Source organism: Mucilaginibacter inviolabilis (genome assembly GCF_011089895.1).
Classification (GTDB): Bacteria; Bacteroidota; Bacteroidia; order Sphingobacteriales; family Sphingobacteriaceae; genus Mucilaginibacter; species Mucilaginibacter inviolabilis.
In genome coordinates this window covers 227,479-250,183 of the sequence record NZ_JAANAT010000004.1, presented here as the reverse complement: position 1 = coordinate 250,183, position 22,705 = coordinate 227,479, and the positions used below count along the sequence as shown (strand labels likewise).

Genomic DNA, 22,705 nt, shown 5'->3' with positions numbered 1-22,705 from the left:
GATCCATGAACTATTATCCATGAACTAATTAATAACCGAAATATTTAATAAATGTATCCAGATCTTTATCGCCGCGGCCAGAAAGGCAGATCACGACATTATCTGTTGAGTTAAATTTCATTTTTTCAAGCTGTGCCAGCGCATGCGACGATTCAATGGCCGGAATAATACCCTCCATTTGCGAACAAAGCAAGCCTGCCTTCATCGCTTCATCATCAGTAACACTTACATATTCGGCCCTGTTTATTTTGTATAAATGCGCATGCTGCGGACCAATACCCGGGTAATCCAATCCTGCCGAAATAGAATATGGTTCAACTACTTGCCCATCGGGTGTTTGCATCAGTATGGTACGGCTGCCATGCAAAACACCTTCATTGCCCAGGAACGTTGTAGCCGCCGAATGGCCACTGTCAACACCTTTACCGGCAGCTTCCACAGCTACTAACTTTACCTGTTCATTATCTAAAAAATGGTAGAACATCCCCATGGCATTGCTGCCACCACCTACACAGGCCAGTACATATTCAGGCAATTCTTTACCAGTATGTTCTATGAGTTGTTTTTTTGTTTCTTCGGATATGATCGACTGGAAACGAGCCACCATATCGGGATATGGATAAGGGCCAACCACCGAGCCAATGATGTAATGGGTATCAACGGGATTAGCTATCCAGTCACGCAGGGCTTCATTGGTGGCATCTTTCAGCGTTTTGCTACCTGATGAAGCCGGCCTTACAGTAGCACCCAGCATCTTCATGCGGGATACGTTGGGCGCCTGGCGAGCCATATCAATTTCGCCCATGTAAACTACACATTCAATACCCATCAGGGCACATACTGTAGCAGTTGCTACACCATGCTGACCTGCGCCGGTTTCAGCAATGATGCGTTTTTTGCCCAAACGTTTGGCCAGTAGTATTTGCCCTATGGCGTTGTTGATCTTGTGCGAGCCGGTATGATTCAAATCCTCCCGTTTAAAAAATATATTAGCGCCATATTTTTCCGAATACCGTTTGGCATGATATAAGGGTGATGGCCTGCCTACATAATTTTTGAGCAGATCATTAAATTCCGCTTTAAAATCCGGATCATTAATAATGTTGAGGTATTGTTGTCTTAACTCTTCAACGTTTGGATATAGCATTTCGGGAATGTATGCGCCGCCAAAATCGCCATAGTAACCATGTTCGTTAACTCCGTATTTCATCTGTAATGTTCTGTTTTTGATGATGTCAAATGCGTTTTCCAACTTCGGGATGTTTTTCAAACCCGGTTCATCCTCAAACCGGCTGTTCAAATCAACCGCGTAAAATTGCGGATGGGTTATATTTTTTACTTCCTCTATATTATCAGGGCTTATTCCTCCTGATAAAAAGAAGGGAATATTCAAGGTATATTTATCCAGGATGCTCCAGTTAAACGCTTTTCCAGATCCACCATAAATAGAAGTTTTGGTATCGAACAGGAAATAATCCACCTCTCCTGCATACGCATCCAGTTTACTAAAGTCAAAGTCGTTATCAACTCCAAAGGCTTTAATAACGGTAACCTTACCGTTAAAGGCATGGCAAAACTCCGGGCTTTCATGTCCATGCAGCTGTATGGTATCAAACCCATATTGATCAATCAGTTGGGTAATAATTTCGGCGGTTTCATTTACAAAAACGCCTGTTTTATGGATGGATGCCGGGATTGTTGCCAACACATCTGCAGATAACGTATCTATATAACGTGGCGTTCGGTCATAGCAAATAAAACCCATATAGTTCGGCTTTAAAGCAGCTACTGCTTGGATATTTTCAGGATACTTTAAACCACAAACTTTAATCTTCATCATTAATTCTGTAATAAAGTATGGAAACTATTCAGGGCCTTTCCACCTATCAAGGCTTCCTCCGCTTCATAATAACAATCAGCAAAGCTTTTTTCAGGGCCAATGGTTTTAATAGCCAGCGCGGCGTTGGAGAGAACTACGTTATTTTGGGCAAACGTACCCCGACCGCTAAGCACATCGGTAAATATCTTCGCCGAAGCAGCTACAGTATCGCCTCCTGTAATTTCTTTAGGGTCTAACTTTTCAAAACCAAGCCCTTCAACCGTATTGATCTTCTCGCCTTCGGCCGAAAAGGTTTTGAAATCGCAGGTAAGCGAAACCTCATCATAGCCTTCCAGTGCATTTACTATAGTATATTTGGTGTTTGACTTTTGATACAGATAGGCAAAAACCCGGGCAAGCTCCAGGTTAAATACACCAACCAACTGGTTTTCAGGCTTGGCCGGATTAACTAATGGGCCCAACATATTAAAAAACGTTTTCACTCCTAATTCACGTCGTATAGGAGCCACTGTTTTCATAGCCGGATGGAACAAAGGTGCATGCAAAAAGCAAATGTTAGCCTTATCGATGCTGGTTTTCAATTTATCGGTATCATTGGTAAACTGATAGCCAAGGTATTCTATCACATTGGATGATCCACACCCCGACGATACACCATAGTTACCATGCTTAGCCACCTTATAACCCGCACCAGCTACCACAAACGATGCCAGCGTTGATATATTAAAAGTATCCTTACCATCGCCACCAGTACCGCAAAGATCTATAAGCTGATCGGTTTCCAGATCAATAGGCAAACAAAGCTCCAACATAGCATCACGGAAACCTTCCAGTTCGTCAACGGTAATGCTGCGCATACAATATGCCGTCATAAAGGCTGCCATTTGTGAGTTGTTGTATTGCCCCTGGGCAATATTCATCAAAATATTTTTTGATGCTTCCCTGGTAAAGGTTTTGTGTTCAAAAAGATGATTTAGTATCTGTTTCATGCCCCCTAACCCCCTAAAGGGGGAATTTTTTAATGGTTATTTACTTTTCCCCTTATGCTCCCCCTTTAGGGGATTGGGGGGAATAAAAAAAGGGCTACCGTATGGCAACCCTTCTCAATATTATGTTAAAAAACAAAAAACGGAATTGCCTTACGATTAATCGTTAAGCCACCACCAGTTATTGTTTAATACTATCATTTTCATTTGTGCCACAAATATGGAAATAGTTTTTACTAAAAGCAAACAGAATGATAAATTTACGCAAAAGCCGAAAAGCTTACACTTCCAATGAACCATAACACGCGAAAAGTAAATCCCGAAGATGATCTTGGCTTTGGCACACAGCCGGTTATAAAGAGCCAACCTGTAATTAATAAAGATGGATCTATCAACGTAAAACGTACCGGCCTGCCTTTTTTTAACCGGCTGAACAGTTACCAAACCCTCATTAATATGAGCTGGACAAAATTCTGGCTGATTGTTTTAAGCGGTTATATGGTAGCCAACATCATCTTTGCCAGTATATATGTTGCTCTGGGGTCGGATAGTCTTGATGGTAAAAGCGGCAGTACTTTTTTTGATCACTTTATGGATGCTTTCTTTTTTTCGGCACAAACCATATCTACAGTTGGTTACGGGCATATTAGTCCGCAGGGAATGGCAGCCAACTGCGTGGCAGCATTAGAATCTATGATGGGGCTGCTGGCGTTTGCTTTGGCAACTGGTTTACTTTACGGGCGTTTTTCAAAACCTACAGCCAAGATCAAATACAGCGAAAATATACTCATTGCCCCCTATAAGGGAGATAAGACCGGGCTTATGTTCAGGCTGGCTAATTCCAGACATAACGTACTAATTGACTTACACATAGAGGTTAATTTCTCCTATAACGAAGAAGTAAATGGCAAAACAGAACGCAAATTTTATCCACTGGTGCTGGAGCGTAAAGCGGTGAGCATATTATCCATCAACTGGACGGTAGTACATCCCATCGATGATGATAGTCCGCTGAAGGATTTTACGCCGGAAGATTTTGAAAAGGCCCAGGTAGTTTTCTCGGTACTACTAAGAATATTCGACGATACCTTTTCACAAACCATACACTCCCGTACTACCTATACCTATAAAGACATGGTCTGGAACGCCAAATTCAAACCCACTTTTGACCGCGACGAGGATGGGCGCGTGGTATTACATTTGGATAAGATCAATGAGCACGAGGTGTTAGGAAGTTAAGTCATTGAATCATTTGCTTTGTGTCATTAAGTCATTTTTCGGATGATTTCGACACTTTTAAAAAATGACTTGATTACTCAATGACGCAACGCCAATAAACTATTTCAGCAACGGATTTTTCTCTTTTGAAAATACTTTATACGCCATTTTATCTACAAATGATGGTACAAACTTACTAAGCAATACGGTCAGCTTACCCTGTCCGGTCATAATGAGGGTTCGGGAGCGGTTTTCGATACCATTGGCTATTATTCGGGCTACTTCTTCGCTGCTCATCATCTTGTTCTCGTCCATAGAACTTTCGCTCTGCTGACTTCCATCTTTCGTCAATGCGGTGTTACGGATATTTGATGTAGTAAAACCCGGGCAAGCCGTAAGTACATGAACACCTGTTTTCAAATTTTCCACGCGTATGGAGTCCAAAAAACCATTCATGGCAAACTTAGAGGCCGAATAGCCTGTGCGACCCGGCAATCCTTTATACCCAGCTATGGAGGAGATACCTACTACGCTGCCTTTCGTTTTCAGGATTTCGGGCAAGGCATATTTGGTACAGTATACTGTTCCCCAGAAATTAACATCCATTACAGTTTTTAATACATTCAGATCCGCATCCTGAAACAAAGCCCGCATGGAGATACCCGCATTGTTGATGAGCATATCAATTTTACCAAAGGTTGTCAATGTTTGCTTTACCAGGTGTTCGCAATCTTGTTCGATAGCGACATCACATTGTACAGCAAGGGCTTTTATGTTATATTGTTTTTCCAGATCCTGCGCCATTTCGCAAAGGGTAACATACTTGCGGGCAGCCAATACTACATTTGCCCCACGTTTTGCACATTCATTGGCCAGTGATTTACCAATGCCCGATGAGGCGCCGGTGATGATAACGATTTTATTATTCAACTTCATATGATGGAGGGTAAAGCTGCGGTAAGCCCTCCACTTTTATTTCGGGCACCTTAAACAAGTATTTTGTGGCGAATATAATCATAGCGCCATAAAATTCCCTGATATAAGCATAGCTAAATTTAGCCTTACCCCTTGTATTGAAATTGATGATATATGTTTTTGGAAAATAGTAATTTTTAAACCCGGTAAGCCTTACCCGGTATGACAAATCAATATCATATCCATAAATATGGAAACGCTCATCCAGCAAACCGGCCAGATCAAGAGCCTCTTTTCGGTACAGCATGAAAGCGCCGTTCAGCACATCAGTTTCGGAGGTTTGAAACTCTTCTACCCAGTCTTTACGCTGTACATCTGTGAGGCGCGATTTTGAAAAATACTTAGCTAGTCCGGTCAGTTTAAAAAATATGCCCCAGGGTCTGGTAAAGCCATGTTTTGACTCTTTCAGGAAACGACCATCAGGTGTAATCATACGCACCCCAAGTCCGCCGGAATCGGTGTGCATATCCATAAACTCTAATGCTTTCTCTATAGTCTTTTTGCCTGTAATAGTATCCGCATTGACCATTAAAATATACTCTCCCGAAACCAGTTTCAAAGCATGATTATAAGCTTTAGCCATACCTTCATTTTTGGTATTGGCTATCACATTCACCTCCGGAAACTCTTCCTGGATCATGGCCAACGACCTGTCGGTTGAGGCATTATCAACCACAAAAACCTCATTGGTAATATCCTGGGCGGCTCTTACTACGGAGTTAAGCGCCAGGCGGAGCATGTTGCAGGTATTGTGATTAACAATGATAACCGATAGTTTCATCTTTCTACTTTGTCAGTGAGTTTTCATACGGAACACGTGTAGCGATGGATCGACCTAAGGTAATCTCATCAACGTACTCCAACTCACCTCCAAAAGCTATGCCACGGGCTATAGTTGAGATAGTAATATTAAAGTTTTTTACTCTTTTATGAAGATAGAACAAAGTAGTATCGCCTTCCATAGTGGCGCTCAGGGCAAAAATGATCTCTTTGGTCTCATTTGCCTTCAGTCGTTCCACTAAAGTATCCACCTGCAGATCTGATGGCCCTACACCGTCCATAGGCGATATCAAGCCGCCCAAAACGTGGTAAACACCGTTGTATTGGTTGGTGTTTTCAATAGCCATCACATCGCGGGTATCCTCTACTACGCATATGAGGCTATGATCACGTTTGTGCGACGAGCAGATTTCACATACCGATTGATCCGAGATGTTATGGCAAACGCTGCAAAACTGTATCTCGTTGCGTAACTTACTGATAGCCTTGCTAAACTGCTCCACCTCCTGCTTATCCTGATTCAATAAATGCAGCACCAGGCGCAGGGCGGTTTTTTGTCCTACTCCCGGCAGTTTGGCAAACTCCGCCACGGCATTCTCCAGCAATTTGGACGAAAAATTCATAGCACGAAGTTAATGAATAACCCGCAATTCAGAAAAACAGGGTGTATTCTCAATTCGGTTTTAAAGTGCTTATAAAAAATTGATAGGCTATCTCGCTAACCTCCTGTAATTCAGCCGGACGTTCATGGGCCAGTTGCGGTTTGGTGTAGTGACCGCGCTCACCGGGCAGCACGATAAGTTTTCTGGCCGTGGGGATGTTTGCTGTATAGTATGCTGCATTTAGTTCCTTCGGAGCTATCAGGTCCGCATCTCCGACTACTATCTGCACGGGCACGGTGATACCATGCAGACTTTGCATGCTAAAAGCATGCCCTATAGCCGGCCCCAGTGCAAAAACAGCTTTAATACGCTCATCCCTAAAGGAATCGCCCTGACGCTTAGCCGATTGGATCATCACCGGATCTGTTTTAGACAAGGCTGTCAGCCGGTTAATGGCCGCACGAATCTGGGTGGGTGGCTCGGGTTCGTTTTTTACCAGGCTCTCCATATTGAATATTGGGCCAGCCAACCAGATGGCCGTTGCTCCACCCAATGAAAAACCAGCTACAGCGATTCTACTGGTATCTATTCTATTTTTAAACTCTTTATCTATGAGTATTTTATCCAGCACTACCGAGATATCCCGGGGACGCTCCCACATGCAGAAATCAGACAGGGTGCGATCGCTTTCTGTTGCGCGGCGCTCCTCCTGGTTGGTGCCGTTATGGGCCACGATGACCGCTATAAAGCCCCTGGCCGCCAGGTAATAGCCCAGCCAGCGCATTTGTACCGGGTTGCCCTGCGCGCCGTGCGATATCATGATGAGCGGATATTTCCCCTTACCCGCTATGGCAGCATTACGATGTACAGCCACCGGCGATACAAACTGCTGTGGATCATCTACTTGCTCCTCTACTCCCCTATTGCCGGCCGGGTACCAGACCACCGTACGGAGCGGCCGCGGACCTGTGCCCAGCCAGTTGCTGCGGCTGCTATCGGCAAAATCGCGGGTGGTGGTGCCCACTTGGGTAAGTTTTACCGTAGCGGTTTGCGCATGGGCCATTTGGGCGGACATGAGCAGGCATAAAACAAGTGCAATATTTTTCATCGATCCTTACCCGGGAGTTTTAATTTATCCTTGTCCAAATATCCGGCGGCAAAGTGGTGATCAATTTGACAAAAGTCAATAAATGAAATTTATTAAAATTGAGCTCTGGGGACTTTTTAAACCCCGGATTTTAACACTTTTCTGATCAAAAACAGGGCAAAAACACTCACTTTTTGGGCACTTTAACTAAATTTTAACGCCATTTTAACACTTTTTAACAAATTTTTGATGGGTTTTAAAAGCTTTAAAAAGTATTAAATTATTGATTGTCAAATAACTACATGAAAAACAGTGATTTTTTGGCCTTGTTTTTCTCTTAACTAAACAGCCCGGTTACTCTTTTTGCAGGGTAACCGGGCTGGTGTTTATATAAAGATACGAAATTTTTGTGGGATGAAGAAAAATTAGGATTACAGTAGTTGCAAACCATTAGCATAATCATTCAAAGTCTCGGACTTTGGACAGCGTGAGTGATCGATTAAGCATATTGTTTAAATTTAATTTAAAACGCAGACTATTTAAAGTCAGCAGCAGACTTATTTCAAAAACAGATTTATAATTTCTTCTTTGTTTCCAGGAATCCCAGACTCTAACGTTTTAAAATTATAGTAAATTAATTGATCGATAGGATACTTAACATTATCATAAAAATAATAACCAGTTACATGGAAGTATATATAATCTAAATCAAGCTTTCTCAAATTAACGACTACTGGTCTTCTAATAAGATAGACAGAATTTTTACTAAGCTTTACATTTGGTGGAAAAAAAGCTTTATCAACGGATAATCTTTCATAACTACTTCCTCTTTTTAGTATTGTTTGCGATTTTATGTTGACCTCCTCAGCGGCAGCCTCTTTACAAACAAGCTGAAAAGAGAAACTTAAAGAATCATTTTTATAACCAAGATAGCGAGTCTCATTTATATCAATATCTGGCTTAATCGTAGAAACTATAATTGTTTTTTTATTAATCGAATCTTTTACGAGTTTCTGAATAACTTTTTCTACTGAATCATATTTTAGACCATGCTTTGCAAGCGCATTGGTAAATGCCGTAACTATGGATGCGTTACTTTCATTATTTATTTTTCGAGCTATTGAATCATTTTTTCTTTTTTCCGTTTCAGCCAACTTATTCTTGGCTATTTCGATTCTATCAGCATGATCATCTTTTAAAAAAGTTACAATTACACTTCCTACCACAGCTGAAAATAGTATCCAACCTCTAAAAGTAAATTTTCTGTACCATTTATTTCTTGCATCATGTACTTTGCCAGTAAAAGGTACAATCAACGCTGTACCGGCCAAAATAGCTAAGATAAGGTTATAGATATAAGGTTTCATTTCTTAAAAATACAAATAGAATAACTTACTTAAATGCATTTTGAAGAAACATTATGATTATCTTTATATATGCATTGGATATCTACAAAAGAAGCATCCCCTGAAACACTTGAATTAGTACTCATCTTTGACGAGTCCGAAGGCCAGTTTGTGGGGCATCTTGATCAATCTAAAAAATATTGGCAGATGTACGGAACCAATAGTCAACATTTTAATGTAACGCATTGGATGCCACTTCCACCAAATCCTCCAAAAACATCAGAACGTTTGTTAGATGATTTTAAAAAGGAACTTCATAATGCTGTTGTTGGATCTACTATTAAGGTAACTAATGTGGTTCCTGAAATGGTAGTTGATAAATTGGTCAGGGAAAAAGCTCGAGCATTAAAATGTGGGGTTAAATTCGAAAAAATATCACAAGAATATATTATTGGATTTGTAGAAGAATAAAAATCACACGCTACCGCAAGCGTCCCGCTTGCGGCAGCAGAAGCATAATCATCCAAACTCCCTGACTCAGGATAGCGTGTAATATATGATTCTTAATAAATAACATATTTGGCATCTAGCAGTTCGCCGGGGGTATAGCCTGTATAGCTTTTACAATCATTGATAAAATGCGCCTGATCATAAAAACCGGTTTCATACGTGATATCGGTGAGGCTTTTTCCGGGCGAGTTCTTTAACTCGGCTAAAGAGGTTATAAACCTGGATACCCTTGCATAGGCTTTGGGAGACAAACCTGTAAAATAATGAAAATTACGGGCCAATTGACGCTGACTAATCTTAACACCAGCCGCAAGCGACTTGATTTGAACATTGCCTCTCTGGGTGATGATTTGCGCATGCGCCGTCTGGAAATCCTCGTTATCTTTAAAATGCCTTCTAAGCTCAATTGTCAAAAACTCTTGAATAAAGTTTACTTTCTGATCAATAAATGGTAAAACATCCAATTGATCAAATAAATCGTTTTTCACATTGGGCCAAAGCGCCTGAAACTGGCTTATATGATTTGCAAACTGCTCCATTGGTGCCTTAAAAAAGTGATGTGCCGCACCCGGTTTGAACTGGATAGTGATACATGCCGCCTCGGGTAGAAACTGGAGATCGAGCACCTCATTCATACGGTATGTCACAAAACTATCCAAAATAAGATACTCCTGATTTTGTTTAATAATAGCAACCGGATTTTTTCCCAGTTTGATGAATAGCTCAACGCAGGTATCTGGTAAAAACCGGATAAATGGATGCAAGCCCTGGTAGCCGCTAAGATCGGTATAACCGATTCTTTGCAGGTAAGGTTGTAACTCCTCGGCAATATCGTACAGCTGGGATTGCATCGTTAATGGCCGATAAATGTAATGAGAATTATTAACAGATGTCCATTATTTACAATCGGGCCCGACACCTCAAAGGTAATTTTGAGGCATGAAAAAGTTAATATTTAAAACTGAGGAAGGCAAAAATGAGGTACTGACCTGTTATAATCGATTACTGGCCAATTGGCCTATTGATTACGATGAATTAACGATACCAACCAGGCATGGCGATACGTTTGCTATTGCCTGCGGAGATCCTGATTTGCCCTCGTTGATCATGTTGCATGGAGCAGCGGCAAACGCCTTATTCTTTAAATACGACATCCAGACTTATGCCAGTGCTTTCCGGGTTTATATTTTGGATATCCCGGGCGAAGCCGGCAAAAGCGCACCTAACAGGTTAGCCTGGAACGGGCCGGGTTATGCAGAATGGCTGGAAGATGTTTTGATTTACCTCAAGCTAAAAAAAGTAAATCTACTTGGCATCTCTCAGGGCGGTTGGACAGCGCTGCGCTTTGCTACTTTGCATCCGGGTAAAGTAAATAAAATTGCTTTACTGGCCACCGGCGGCATCGTCAAAACTAAGCCCGGCTTTATTTTAAAAGCGATCATTTACTCTTTATTGGGCCGTAAAGATCGGATCAATAAACTGGTAGTAGGCGCGCAGGTCATTCAGCCTGAGATCAAACAATTGATGGACCTGATAGCTGAACATTTCAAAGCGCGCATCGAAAAGGAATACCTGTTTACCGATGCGGAACTACAGCAATTAACCATGCCTGTCTACTCCATCGGCGGAACTGAGGATGTGATCAGATCTGTTATGGCTATCAATAAGCGCCTGGAGTTGAATGTGCCGTTATTTCAATCTGCCATCATACCGGGTATGGGACATGTAGTACTCGGACAGGCAACGCCTATTATTGATTTTTTGAAAGGATAGCTCAGATGCGTATTTTATTTAAAAAACATCATTCCCTTTTACGGTAGCTAAGCGCTACGCAGCCGTTTTTGAAGGTTCGGGTTTCTACCAGGTCCAGCTTAAAGCTCTTTGGGAGGCTGCCGGCATCGAGTAAGTGCCGTCCACCACCTGCCATAACGGGGTGCACCACTAAATAAAATTCATCAATCAGGCCCGCTGCCATCAGTTCCGGCAATATGCTTACGGTGTCTATCGAAATCGTTTTGCCGGGCTGCTGTTTCAGCTTCCGTAGTTCAGCTGCCGGGTCGTTTCGGATGATTGTTGTATTGCCGTCCACGCTTTCCAGGGATCGCGACACGACCACCTTATCAATGGCCACAAGCCTTTCCGCAAATCGGACCTCAGCAGCAGAACCGGAACGGTCTCTCGCAACATCGGCCCAGTAGGGAAACATAAGCTGATACATGACGCGACCATAAAAAAGCATATCCACATCATCCATCATTTCCGTAAAATACTCCATCAGCTCTTCGCTGGGTTCGCCCAGGGTGTGGTCGCAATAGCCATCCAGACTAATGTTCATGCCAAATGATACTTTTCTCATACTACAAAAATAAGCGACGCGTCTGATACAGGTCAGGGTTACCCGCGACAAAAAAAGGGTGTTTTACGTCAAAGAGACCAGGGGATAAACTCAATGACTGCCTAATTTAATTCTTGCGCAGCTACTAACTCGGGTAAGTAAGGCATGATATTACGTAGGGCCCGTTCCATGTATTCTTCTTGTTCACCAACCGGTACTACGTAGCTTAGTGCGTTTTTGGCTTCCTCAATACCTTCCAATCGTGCTATGATCCAGGCAGCCAGATAATGTGAAGCCAGGCAGCCGCCAACGGTAGCTATATTACCATTGGCAAAAAAGGGCTGATTTAAAACATCTATACCGGCAGCTACAACCCATGGCTTGGTTTTCAGGTCGGTGCAGGCAGGTGTGCCATTTAATAAACCCAGCTTAGCCAAAATAAGCGCGCCGGAACATTGGGCCGCCAATAACTGCCGGGTTGCATCAAACTTTAAACGGGCCATAATTTCCTGATCTTCTACAACTTCGCGGGTCCTTTTTCCACTGCCAAAGATAACTGCATCCGCCTGGCATGCTTCTTCCAGCGTGGCTTGAGACTCAATAACAACTCCATTCATAGAGCTAACCTTAGCCTTAGGGCAGGCAATAGAAACCCGCCAGTCGGGCTTCTTAACGCGGTTAAGAATACCCAATGCAATGAGTGAATCCAGCTCATTAAATCCGTCGAATGTAAGAATAGCAATATGCATACCTTAAAGGTTTTATTATCAAAAAATACTATAAAGTAAATATAGATTGACGCTCGTGCTTAACTCAGTATCAGTTTTGCAAAGTTTAATGGACACAGTCGCTACCGCAAGCGTCCTGCTTGTGGGATGCTTGAATGGTTTAACTAATCATGACAACCACAAGGAAACCCTTAAGATGGCAAAAAACAATCCTCCACTACGCGTCATTGCAATGACGTAATTTACATACTAATCGTTATCAGAAATACACAGTTTCCTATGCCCATTAGCAAAAAAGGGATGTTAGCTGTAAATTTGTTTAATGGGATCAGAATTTATTCAGGCAATTTATAACCATCCGCTGCTCCGGGTTTGTGATTATCAAAAGATAGCCGAAGCGCATACACTAATGGAGTTTAAACAAGGCGCCATACTTTTGGAAACCGGTAAAACAGCCCGTGAATTTTATATCATAGAAAATGGCCTGCTCCGGTCTTTTCTATATGACTATAACGGTAATGAAACTACTACAGCATTTTATTGCCCCAATGAAATACTGATAGAGTCGCTATCCCTATTTCAACGCATACCTTCAAAGGAAAACTTTCAGGCCATAACCGATACGGTAGTATGGAAAATCAGGTATGATACTTTTCAGCAACTGCTCCAGGAAATTGAAGGTTTCAGGGAGTGGGGACGGACCTGGGCCACCAGTCAATTATTTCAATTAAAACAGCGCTCTATTGATACACTTACCATGAGCGCAACAGACCGGTATCTTAACCTCATCAAAGAAAAGCCTTCCATTGCTCAACATTCTCCCTTAAAATACATTGCTTCATATTTAGGCATCACCGATACCTCATTGAGCAGGATCAGGAAGGAAATTTTTACAGCGTAGTTTTACTTGCCATATGGCAAGTACCTTTTTCTGCAGGGTAGCTAATTTTGAAGCATTAGTTCAATTTAAAAGCTTAGTATGAAAAATGTAATTAACTGGTTTGAGATCTACACCTCGGACTTTAACAGGGCCAAAAAGTTTTACAGTGATGTATTTAAATGTCAGCTCAACGATATTCCGATGAATAGCGACAGGCATTCGCAAATGTATTATGCCACATTTTTGAATACCGAAAATAAGTTTAATATAAACGGCGCCCTGGTTAAGCTTGATGAAGCGAAACCGGGTATTGGCGGCACCTTAATATATTTCGCTACCGAAGAGATCACGGCCGAGCTGAACCGGGTTGAACCTGCCGGCGGAAAAATTATCCGCCCCAAGTTAAGCACCGACGGTTTTGGTTTTATAGCACTGATTCAGGATACCGAAGGAAACATGATCGGCTTGCATTCGGAACGATAAATTTTTTACTATCGTAAACATAAGAGCCTCACCCAACCCTCTCCAAAGGAGAGGGCTTTAAAATACTTTTTAAGTATTTTACTCTTTCGAATACTCCAGCAGATCGCCCGGCTGACAGTCCAAGGCCTGGCAAATGGCCTCCAGCGTACTGAAACGAATGGCCTTGGCCTTGCCTGTTTTTAAGATAGAAAGATTGGCCAGGGTAAGATCAACCTTTTCAGACAATTCATTTAATGACATTTTTCGTTTAGCCATCATCACATCTAAATTTACAATGATTGGCATGGCTTATATAGTTAAATCGTTTTCTGCCTGAATTTCGACACCTCTTTTAAATATCTGACCGATTACAAAAAGGGTAACACTCATAAACAGCCACACATCGGCACCACCCAGGCGCAAATATTGTACATCGGGCATGGTTATTCCCAGTCTAATCAACCAGCCGGTATATTTAACGCCCCACCAGGAAAACAGTCCAATCATGAAGGTGATACACGCTATATTAAAAATAAAACGCCTTACCTCCCTGTTAAAAGGCTGAGCTAAATTGAACTTTTTATCGTGCAGAATTTTGATGATGAGGTAAAACAACCAGGCTTTCAATGCGGCGACAACACTCATCAACAACATCTCCGTAAAAAAATACCACATGCTGTGCTGATAAAGGGCAGACAGATCGGCCTCGTGCCAAAGATGTTTAACAACTGCCGGGTTCACCAATGCAAAAAACGCATTTGTTATAAAACCACCGGCCTCAATACATAAACCCACAAATATTATCCAGGAAAGGACGAGTAATACTGTCAGCGTTCGTTTGGTAGTAACTTCCATAACTGTTCTGTTTTTTAAGAATAACTACACAATTATAGATAAATATTTATCGATAAACAATAATTATTTATTGAAAAATTAAATCATCCTGGCCAGATTACCTAATTGTTTTAATTTAAATTTCAGTTCGTCTGTCCAGCGTAAGCCGATGCAGAGTCGCATACAGTTTTCGAATTGATCCTGCAAGGTAAACATCCGCCCCGGAGCAATGCAGATACCTTGTTTAATAGCCAAATCATATAGCTTCGCGGTATCAATTCCCTTGTCAAATTCAACCCAAAGCGAAAGCCCGCCCAGGGGTCTGCTGGTTTTAGTGCCCTCCGGAAAATATTGAGCTATAGCCCGCAGATAGTTTTGATAATTGTCTTCCACCGTACGGCGAAGCTGGCGCAAATGATTTTCATATTTACCCGTGGTCACAAAATTAGCCACCGCCTCCTGTACTATAGACGAAGAAGATATGGAATGAATGAGTTTTAGCTTGAGCAATTTCTCTTTGTATTTACCCGGCGCCACCCAACCCACACGATAACCCGGCGCTAAAGTTTTGGATACCGAGCCGCACCATAAAACATTACCTTCTTTGTCAAATGCTTTGCAGCATTTTGGGCGTTGTGTACCAAAATACAGGTCGCCATAAATATCATCTTCAATCAGCGGAATGTTATGGGCAGACAAAAGCTCAACCACTTCTTTTTTATGTTCGTCGGGCATACAGCTGCCCAGCGGTGTGTTGAAGTTTGGAACCAGCAAACAAATATCAATCCTGGGAATAGCTTCTTTTAAGGCCTCTATCTCCAGGCCGGTAACCGGGTGTGTTGGCAGTTCCAGTATTTTACAGCCGAGGCTTATAGCCAGCTGCAGAATGCCAGGATAACAAGGGCTTTCCACAGCTACCGTGTCACCCGGTTTTACCAGGGCCATTAAACAAAGCGCAACGGCGTTCATGGCGCCGCCGGTAGTCACCAGATCGTTTTCATGTAAATTCCCTCCCCAGGCTAAAGAACGCACGGCAATCATTCTTCGCAACTTTACATTGCCCTGTAAAGGCTCATAGGCGGTACCGCCTTCCCGGAGTTCGCGTGTGGCATGCACTATTTCCTTTTTCAGTTTGGCCAGGGGTAACAAATCGCCGGAGGGCGCACTGATAGAAAAAAGTGTGAGCCGGCTATTCCCCATATTGCCATATACTTTACTAATTAACTCATTGGGCTCATTACTGTTAGCTAAGGATGAGGGCCGACTTACTTCGGGCAGCGGAAGCTTCTGATACGGTAACCTGCTCACAAAATACCCCGACTGCGGTTTGGAGTCGATCAATGATTGCGCTTCCAGTTCCAGGAACACCCTTTTGGCTGTATTCATGCTGATGCCATGCTCTTTACATAGCATCCGTACCGAAGGCAACTTGTCGCCAGGCTGCAAAACCCCTCCGGTAATCTGGATAACAATTCCATTTGCAATTTCATTGTAAAGAAAATCCTTGCTCATGTTACAAATATAACTGTATCCATCAAAATACACAAAACTGAGTCTGTAACCTTTATTATCCCTTATTTATTTTTGCCCAATAATAATTAACCATCATACCATGATCAGCAGTAAAGCAATTCCCCATAAATTAGTAGCAAACAGTAACAGTGGTTGGATCAATGGGTTCATCGGCATATTGATATTCAGCGGTTCGATGCCTGCCACACGCGCCGCAGTACAGGGTTTTAATCCCCTATTTTTAACCGTTGCCCGTGCAACCATCGCGGGTTTACTAGCCCTTTGCGTTCTGTTGCTCTTTAGGGAGAAGCGCCCGGCAAGAGAGCATATTTTTTCTTTGGCTATTGTGGCTGCAGGTTGTGTTATTGGCTTTCCGCTACTATCAGCCCTGGCCCTACAGCACATTACCTCGGCACATTCTATTGTGTTCCTGGGGATGCTACCGCTTACCACAGCCATATTCGGTGTTATACGCGGCGGCGAACGCCCTAAGCGGGCATTCTGGATATTCTCGATACTGGGGAGCTTATTTGTTATAGGCTTTGCCGTAGTGCAGGGACTGTCTGCGTCGCCCATTGGAGATATCCTGATGTTACTGTCTATTATTTTATGTGGATTGGGCTATGCCGAAGGCGCAAAACTTTCCAAAACACTGGGTGGCTGGCAGGTGATTTCCTGGGCACTGGTGCTATCGTTACCTTTTATGATACCTATCCTATTCTTCCTGCTTCCGCCATCATTTTCAGAAGTTGGAACATCTGCATGGGTGGGTCTGGCTTATGTTTCGGTATTCAGTATGCTCATTGGTTTTGTATTCTGGTACCGGGGATTAGCCCAGGGAGGCATTGCTGCCGTGGGTCAGTTACAACTACTGCAGCCCTTTTTCGGCCTGGCCCTGGCAGCTTCCTTATTGCACGAAAAAGTAAGCATAGGCATGGTAGCTGTTACCATCGGCGTAATTCTGTGTGTTGCCGGTTCAAAAAAGTTCGCAAAGTAATTAATCACTATCTATAGAAAAACAAATAAATACACCTGCATAACCGTGTTGCTTTCCTGACTCTGAGCAACACGGTTATCAATCTAAAAACAAAATGAAAAAAACCTTATTACTGTTTTCAGTTTCATTACTGATCATGTCTTCCTGCAAAAAAGACAAAAACGACAATACCAAACAACCCGATAAAACCGCAAATAGCTGCTTATTAACCGAAGGCACCTATACGGCTAAACGTACGGGCGCAGGACAAGTTGGCAAAACCACCTATACTTATGACGATAAAGGAAGGGTAAGTATTTTAAAATGGGAATCTGCCAATGACTCCTATGCAGATCAATATACTTATGCAAATGATCAGATAACCGTAAAAAGAAACAATGGGGCCATCATTACCTATAAATTAGATAATGGCGGCAGAATTATAAAGGCAGTTTATGCTAATAGTCGCAAGGAAACAAATTATACCTATAATACCGATGGCTATTTAATTCAGGAGATTTCAAGCGATGGCTCGTCTTCAAAATATACCTATACCAATGGCAACCTTACATCCGATGCTTATACCGATAAAAACCCCGACTATAATCATACAGCTACCATTCAGTATACTACTGACGCGGCGCAAAATAACTTTATCGATGAACAACTGGTCAATTGGTTACCACAGCACTATAACAAAGCGCTAAAAGCCTATTTTGGTAAAGCCTCCAAAAATTTACCCTTAAAAAGCTCCGATAGCAATGGCTTCTATGAGAATTATACCTATGACAAAGATGCCAAAGGCAATATTGTTAAATTTACAACTACTGACAAACATGAATTCGGCTACTTGCTGGATATGAAATACAGTTGTAAGTAATACAGCATTCGACTCACCCCGACATCGCCTGCCATGAGCCGGAAACCTTTACCAAACTAAAAAAGCCTCCGTTGTACAACGGGGGCTCATGAGCATGAATAAAGTAAAGGTTATTGTATTTTAACAGACGACACCACGTCATTGGCCGTTGGCGTAAGGTTAGGAAAATGCGGGGTATCGGCATTAAGCTGCCAGGAGGTACCTTGGAAGTTGTCATCGCTGTACATGGTTACCGTCCAACCCTCGGGTATGCTTACCGAAGATGCCCAGTTATCCACAAAACCATACTGCTGTAGCTGTGCTAAAGTGTAGTTCCCTTTAGGAATTGGCTTGGTAGCGGCGCCACCGTACATGGTATTGGCATAAAAAGTTACTCCCGGCGGAAACAGGCAAACATTTTTGGGGAACAACTGCAAAAAGGTAACCAGGCTGCTGGCCTCGTACGATTGGATGTAGCCAGTCGGACAAGTCACGGCATAATTTCGATAAGTAAGGTTGCGGGCCCTGTCGCGGTTGAGCCAGCCAGTGGTTAAGTTTTGTTTGATCCAGTCCAGGTACTGGGTTTGGCCTCCTTCGTTAACCAATTGCATCATGTAATCGGCAAATATGGCTTTCATCACACCCTGTTCGTTAAAATCGCCTTCGGCAGGCAGTATGCCATCGGTACACAGGTTATTTTTAACATAATCAGCATATCTTTTAGCATCGGCCAGGTAAGCGGCATCATGCGATTGTTTATAAAGTAAATAAGCAGCGCCAATGGCGGTACCGGCGTTGTACGTATAAGCCTGTCCGCCCGGAGGGTTGCTGCCTATCTTATTATCATAAACCTCACCAGTGCCGGCATCTGTAAGATTGGTTTTAGCCCAGGTATAAATGGATTGCGCTTTGGTTAAATAGGCCTGGTCATGGGTGATATTGTACAGGCGCATAGCTCCTATAACGGTTGGAAAGTTGATACAGGAGTTTTTACCACTATGGTTAAAATCCCAAAACATGCCGCCATCAACCGGATCATAAGAGCCCGCCCAAACCCGGTCGAAACCAGCCTTGGCATTTTGCAGGTAAGCCGCGTTACCGGTGAGCTGGTGAGCGCGGGCCAGAGCCATTACCCACCACATCATATCATCGTAGATAAACCAGGTGGTGGTATTGTTCCAGTTATAGCCATCGTACTGGTTAAAGCCACCCTGGTACATGGCGTTTACACGGGCTAGTTGCGCTGGTTTATGGGTGCGGTTATACACATCCATGGCCATATCCCAGTAAATAGCCTGCGTCCATATAGCAGCTATACCATCCTTGTTAGTGGTGCTGTAATATAGATTTGTATTGGGGTTAAAACAGGCTGTGTCAAAAGCCGAATAAGCCAGATCGGCAATGGCATCGTTGGAGTTGGACAGCTTGGCTACGTTGATCTGCTGTTGTTTACCCATGGCATCGGTATTAGCAGTATCCGGAGGGATAGTCCTGGCTTTACTACAACTCAGCAAAGTGGCGCACGCGCCCCAGATCACAAAAAAGAAAGTTTTTTGTACATTCATAGATTTCGGTATTAAGGTTTAATAATTGGTTATTATTGATAACAATAATAAGGCGAACCCATGCTTAAATAATGATTAAACCCTATAAAAAAATCGTTAACCCGTTTATTAACCAAATTATTAACCCCTTATTTAACAGTATGATAACTTTAGTCAATATTGTTGTCACACAATACTTTTTCAGGTGTCTTTTATTTATATGAAGCACCTTATTACCTCTCTTGTTTTTTGCCTGTTTATTTTTCAAATGGCATTTGCCCAGAAAACCGATCCAAACTTTATCACTTCGGATATCGATAACTTCTGGACAGCTTATGATCAAATTGTTACTACTAAAGACAGCGCACAACAGTATGCTTACCTCAATCAGCTTTTTATTGAAAAGGGTACGCCGGGCTTAAAAGCTATTATGAAGGCCAGGCAATACACCCCAAAATCATATATCGATGCCATTAACCAATACCCGTTGTTTTGGAATTCTATCCGGGCAAATACACTAAAGGCAAGAGATTTTTCAAATGAAATAGCTGTCAACGTAATAAAACTCAAAAAGCTTTATCCTGATTTAAAACCGGCACAGATCTATTTTACTATAGGCGCTTTCAGAACTGGCGGAACAACGCAAGGCAATATGATCCTCATTGGCAGCGAAATAGCCCTAACCGATAAAAATACGGTAAAACAGGAATTTTCTAAAAATCAGAGCGACACAAAAACTCCTGCAAAAACCTACCCTATTGATCTTTTAGTTTTTACCAACATACATGAATATGTGCACACGCAGCAAAAAACAACCGAGGGTAATTATTTATTAGCACAATGTGTATTGGAAGGCGTGGCGGAGTTTGTGGCCGTGAAAGCGACTGAGCAGGCTACTACCCTGCCTGCCCTATATTATGCCAAAGATCATTATGAAAGGATAAGAGAGGTATTTTCCCAACAACTGTTTAATCCAGCTTACAGCTTTTGGTTATATAGCGATGCGCAGAATGAGTTTGGCGTACGCGACCTGGGCTATTATGTGGGTTATGCCATCTGTGAAAAATATTACAACAAGGCAAAAGATAAAAAGCAGGCCATCAAGGATATGATTGAGCTGGATTATAATGATGAGCCGGCATTGAGCCGCTTTGTAGATGAGTCGGGCTATCTGGCTAAACCGGTTCAAGCACTCAAAAGTGAATATGAAAAGCACCGGCCTACAGTAACCGGCATTAAAGAGTTTAAAAACAACACCACAAACATTGATACTGCGAGCACACAAATAACGCTGCTTTTCTCTGAAGAGATGAACAAACACTACCGCAATTTTGAATTTGGCCCCTTAGGCAAAAGCAACTTGCTTAAAATTAAAGAATTTAAGGGTTTTTCAGAAGACGGCAGGTCGATCACTCTTATAGTCGAATTAAAACCTGGGCAGCATTATCAGATATTGATTGGCCCCGGATTCAGGAACAAGGATGGCATCCCGCTGAAACCTTATCTTGTTGATTTTAGTACGGCGGGTAAATAATGTTACCTGTGATTCTCATATTCAAAAAAACGACTGATTTAAACCTACAGCCTAGTGCTTTTCATTCACCTCTCTAATAAAATAATAAACCCGGGTCAATAATTACCTTTTGTAAAAAAAGTTTCCGACTTTCGGAATAATCAAACTATTGAACTTCCGGAATCCTCAACACTCGGTATCCGGACTAATTAAAACATATGTCGCCCGGAATACTGCTTTCTTTTATTATCGGTTACTTTTTGGTGCTCCTGGTTATATCGTGGCTCACCTCTAAAAAATCATCGGATAATGATACTTTTTTTGTAGCCAACCGCAATTCTAAATGGTACCTGGTAGCATTCGGGATGATCGGTACGGCACTAAGTGGTGTTACCTTTATATCGGTACCAGGCAAAGTTGGCGCCCCTTCCGGCGATCAATTCTCTTACTTCCAGTTTGTATTGGGCAACGCTGCCGGCTTTATCATCATTGCTACCGTTCTACTGCCGTTGTACTACCGGCTTAAGCTTACCTCTATTTATAGTTATATAGAAGGCGCACTGGGTACCTGGAGCTATAAAACCGCGGCGGGCATATTCCTCATTAGCCGGGTTATTGGCTCCGCATTCAGGCTTTACCTGGTGGTTATTGTATTGCAAAAGTTTATTTTCGATAGTTACCATATTCCTTTCGCTGTCACGGTACTGATTTGTTTGCTCCTCATCTGGTCATACACCTTTAAAGGGGGCTTAAAAACCATCATTATTACCGATAGCTTGCAAACTTTTTTCCTGGTGCTGTCGGTATTCCTGTCGATATATTTTATTTGCCAAAGCCTGCACATGAATATATTTGAAGCTGCCAACGCCATCAAGGATAGCAGCTATTCCAAGATATTTTTCTTTAATGATTTTCTGAGCAGTAAGCTCCATTTTACTAAAGCTTTCCTGGGTGGTTTGTTCATTACCGTGGGCATGACTGGGCTTGACCAGGATTTGATGCAAAAGAACCTGAGCCTTAAAAATATCAAAGAGGCGCAGAAAAACATGTTCAGTTTTACCAGCGTGTTTGTGGTGATCAATATCTTCTTTTTAAGTGTGGGTGCTTTGCTTTGGTTATATGCCAGCAAATACGGCATCCATGTAGATAAAACCGACTACCTATACCCAACCATCGCGCTTAAATACCTGGGCATAGTACCGGCCATGGTATTTATGCTGGGCCTAACCGCCGCCACCTTTGCTACTACCGATTCAGCCCTTACAGCCCTCACCACCTCATTCTGTGTTGATTTTTTAAACTTCAATAAAAAAGGCGATCTCAACAGCAAAAAGATGGTAGGCATCAGGCATGGCGTTCACATCGCCTTTTCGGGATTGATGTTTTTAACCATTGTAATATTTAATGCTATTAATAATGATGCCGTGGTAAGCGCCATATTCGCGGTAGCTTCTTATACCTATGGGCCGCTACTAGGCCTTTATTCTTTTGGCCTGTTTGTGAGCAACCGGCAGGTACGCGATAAGCTGGTGCCTTTTATTTGTTTAATATCACCGGCGGTATGTTACTTTTTAAGCACCGAATCGGCCAAATTATTAGGCGGTTATGTTTTTAGCAATGAGCTGATCATTGTAAACGGATTAATTACTTTTGTGGGGTTGCTGCTTACCTCTACATCAAAAACCAAAATGGCAACGTTATAGTTAATTACAATCAGA

The 22,705-nt window shown here is 42.4% G+C and carries 23 protein-coding genes; 9 read left to right on the top strand and 14 right to left on the bottom strand.

Annotation, left to right across the window (positions count from 1 at the left end; translation table 11 throughout):
* Positions 1-28: 28 nt before the first annotated feature.
* Both G7092_RS24595 and trpD read right to left on the bottom strand, forming a co-directional pair.
* On the bottom strand, positions 29-1,837 hold the full coding sequence (locus G7092_RS24595) for a bifunctional phosphoribosylanthranilate isomerase/tryptophan synthase subunit beta (RefSeq protein WP_235953946.1): 1,809 nt from the start codon (positions 1,835-1,837) through the stop codon (positions 29-31).
* 2 nt (positions 1,838-1,839) lie between these two features.
* The gene (gene trpD / locus G7092_RS24590) at positions 1,840-2,829 is read right to left on the bottom strand and encodes an anthranilate phosphoribosyltransferase (RefSeq protein ID WP_166093684.1); all 990 of its coding nucleotides are present in this window, start codon (positions 2,827-2,829) and stop codon (positions 1,840-1,842) included.
* 288 nt (positions 2,830-3,117) lie between these two features.
* On the opposite strand from trpD, the gene G7092_RS24585 reads away from it, so the two are divergent.
* Positions 3,118-4,065 (top strand): ion channel, encoded by a 948-nt coding sequence (locus tag G7092_RS24585; protein ID WP_166093682.1) that lies wholly within the window; start codon positions 3,118-3,120, stop codon positions 4,063-4,065.
* A 99-nt stretch (positions 4,066-4,164) separates the two neighbouring features.
* Here G7092_RS24585 and G7092_RS24580 read toward each other — a convergent pair whose 3' ends face one another.
* The 5 genes from G7092_RS24580 to G7092_RS24560 all read right to left on the bottom strand — a co-directional run bounded on the left by G7092_RS24580 (position 4,165) and on the right by G7092_RS24560 (position 8,855).
* Entirely contained in the window at positions 4,165-4,980 is an 816-nt protein-coding gene (locus tag G7092_RS24580) for an SDR family oxidoreductase (RefSeq protein WP_166093678.1), read from the bottom strand.
* Positions 4,967-5,800 carry a glycosyltransferase family 2 protein gene (locus G7092_RS24575; RefSeq protein ID WP_166093675.1) on the bottom strand — a complete coding sequence of 278 codons (834 nt, stop codon included), beginning with the start codon at positions 5,798-5,800 and terminating at the stop codon, positions 4,967-4,969. The genes G7092_RS24580 and G7092_RS24575 overlap by 14 nt, the downstream gene beginning before the upstream one ends.
* Positions 5,801-5,804: 4 nt before the next feature.
* Positions 5,805-6,422, bottom strand: coding sequence for a recombination mediator RecR (gene recR / locus G7092_RS24570; RefSeq protein ID WP_166093672.1), 618 nt, complete (start codon positions 6,420-6,422; stop codon positions 5,805-5,807).
* A 49-nt stretch (positions 6,423-6,471) separates the two neighbouring features.
* The gene (locus G7092_RS24565; protein ID WP_166093670.1) at positions 6,472-7,509 is read right to left on the bottom strand and encodes an alpha/beta hydrolase family protein; all 1,038 of its coding nucleotides are present in this window, start codon (positions 7,507-7,509) and stop codon (positions 6,472-6,474) included.
* Between the two features lie 536 nt (positions 7,510-8,045).
* Positions 8,046-8,855, bottom strand: a complete 810-nt coding sequence (locus G7092_RS24560; protein WP_166093668.1) for a hypothetical protein — start codon at positions 8,853-8,855, stop codon at positions 8,046-8,048.
* Between the two features lie 69 nt (positions 8,856-8,924).
* Between G7092_RS24560 and G7092_RS24555 the strand changes: the two genes are divergently transcribed.
* Positions 8,925-9,305, top strand: a complete 381-nt coding sequence (locus tag G7092_RS24555) for a DUF551 domain-containing protein (RefSeq protein WP_166093666.1) — start codon at positions 8,925-8,927, stop codon at positions 9,303-9,305.
* A 92-nt stretch (positions 9,306-9,397) separates the two neighbouring features.
* Here the strand turns inward: G7092_RS24555 and G7092_RS24550 are convergent, their stop codons facing one another.
* On the bottom strand, positions 9,398-10,195 hold the full coding sequence (locus tag G7092_RS24550; RefSeq protein ID WP_166093663.1) for an AraC family transcriptional regulator: 798 nt from the start codon (positions 10,193-10,195) through the stop codon (positions 9,398-9,400).
* A gap of 88 nt (positions 10,196-10,283) precedes the next feature.
* On the opposite strand from G7092_RS24550, the gene G7092_RS24545 reads away from it, so the two are divergent.
* Positions 10,284-11,117, top strand: a complete 834-nt coding sequence (locus G7092_RS24545) for an alpha/beta fold hydrolase (protein ID WP_166093661.1) — start codon at positions 10,284-10,286, stop codon at positions 11,115-11,117.
* Positions 11,118-11,145: 28 nt separating this feature from the next.
* On the opposite strand, the gene G7092_RS24540 is transcribed toward G7092_RS24545, so the two are convergent.
* Together G7092_RS24540 and G7092_RS24535 are read right to left on the bottom strand one after the other, a co-directional pair.
* On the bottom strand, positions 11,146-11,700 hold the full coding sequence (locus tag G7092_RS24540; RefSeq protein ID WP_166093659.1) for a dihydrofolate reductase family protein: 555 nt from the start codon (positions 11,698-11,700) through the stop codon (positions 11,146-11,148).
* Positions 11,701-11,801: 101 nt separating this feature from the next.
* Entirely contained in the window at positions 11,802-12,428 is a 627-nt protein-coding gene (locus G7092_RS24535) for a DJ-1/PfpI family protein (protein WP_166093656.1), read from the bottom strand.
* 301 nt (positions 12,429-12,729) lie between these two features.
* Here G7092_RS24535 and G7092_RS24530 point away from each other — a divergent pair, with 301 nt between their 5' ends.
* Together G7092_RS24530 and G7092_RS24525 are read left to right on the top strand one after the other, a co-directional pair.
* Positions 12,730-13,308, top strand: coding sequence for a Crp/Fnr family transcriptional regulator (locus G7092_RS24530; protein WP_166093654.1), 579 nt, complete (start codon positions 12,730-12,732; stop codon positions 13,306-13,308).
* A gap of 78 nt (positions 13,309-13,386) precedes the next feature.
* Complete coding sequence (locus G7092_RS24525; RefSeq protein WP_166093651.1) at positions 13,387-13,770, top strand: VOC family protein; 384 nt, start codon at positions 13,387-13,389, stop codon at positions 13,768-13,770.
* 78 nt (positions 13,771-13,848) lie between these two features.
* Here the strand turns inward: G7092_RS24525 and G7092_RS24520 are convergent, their stop codons facing one another.
* From G7092_RS24520 to G7092_RS24510, 3 genes are all read right to left on the bottom strand, one after another.
* Positions 13,849-14,055 carry a helix-turn-helix domain-containing protein gene (locus G7092_RS24520; RefSeq protein ID WP_090464456.1) on the bottom strand — a complete coding sequence of 69 codons (207 nt, stop codon included), beginning with the start codon at positions 14,053-14,055 and terminating at the stop codon, positions 13,849-13,851.
* A 3-nt stretch (positions 14,056-14,058) separates the two neighbouring features.
* Positions 14,059-14,604 (bottom strand): DUF2975 domain-containing protein, encoded by a 546-nt coding sequence (locus tag G7092_RS24515; RefSeq protein WP_166093649.1) that lies wholly within the window; start codon positions 14,602-14,604, stop codon positions 14,059-14,061.
* A gap of 78 nt (positions 14,605-14,682) precedes the next feature.
* Positions 14,683-16,095, bottom strand: coding sequence for an aminotransferase-like domain-containing protein (locus G7092_RS24510; RefSeq protein WP_166093647.1), 1,413 nt, complete (start codon positions 16,093-16,095; stop codon positions 14,683-14,685).
* 100 nt (positions 16,096-16,195) lie between these two features.
* Between G7092_RS24510 and G7092_RS24505 the strand changes: the two genes are divergently transcribed.
* Both G7092_RS24505 and G7092_RS24500 read left to right on the top strand, forming a co-directional pair.
* Positions 16,196-17,092 carry a DMT family transporter gene (locus G7092_RS24505; RefSeq protein ID WP_166093645.1) on the top strand — a complete coding sequence of 299 codons (897 nt, stop codon included), beginning with the start codon at positions 16,196-16,198 and terminating at the stop codon, positions 17,090-17,092.
* Between the two features lie 94 nt (positions 17,093-17,186).
* Positions 17,187-17,951 (top strand): DUF4595 domain-containing protein, encoded by a 765-nt coding sequence (locus G7092_RS24500; protein ID WP_166093643.1) that lies wholly within the window; start codon positions 17,187-17,189, stop codon positions 17,949-17,951.
* A gap of 110 nt (positions 17,952-18,061) precedes the next feature.
* Here G7092_RS24500 and G7092_RS24495 read toward each other — a convergent pair whose 3' ends face one another.
* Positions 18,062-19,495 (bottom strand): glycoside hydrolase family 76 protein, encoded by a 1,434-nt coding sequence (locus G7092_RS24495; protein WP_202985407.1) that lies wholly within the window; start codon positions 19,493-19,495, stop codon positions 18,062-18,064.
* Between the two features lie 199 nt (positions 19,496-19,694).
* Here G7092_RS24495 and G7092_RS24490 point away from each other — a divergent pair, with 199 nt between their 5' ends.
* Positions 19,695-21,008, top strand: coding sequence for an Ig-like domain-containing domain (locus G7092_RS24490; protein ID WP_166093640.1), 1,314 nt, complete (start codon positions 19,695-19,697; stop codon positions 21,006-21,008).
* Positions 21,009-21,205: 197 nt separating this feature from the next.
* The gene (locus tag G7092_RS24485) at positions 21,206-22,690 is read left to right on the top strand and encodes a sodium:solute symporter (RefSeq protein ID WP_166093638.1); all 1,485 of its coding nucleotides are present in this window, start codon (positions 21,206-21,208) and stop codon (positions 22,688-22,690) included.
* The last annotated feature ends 15 nt before the right edge of the window (positions 22,691-22,705 follow it).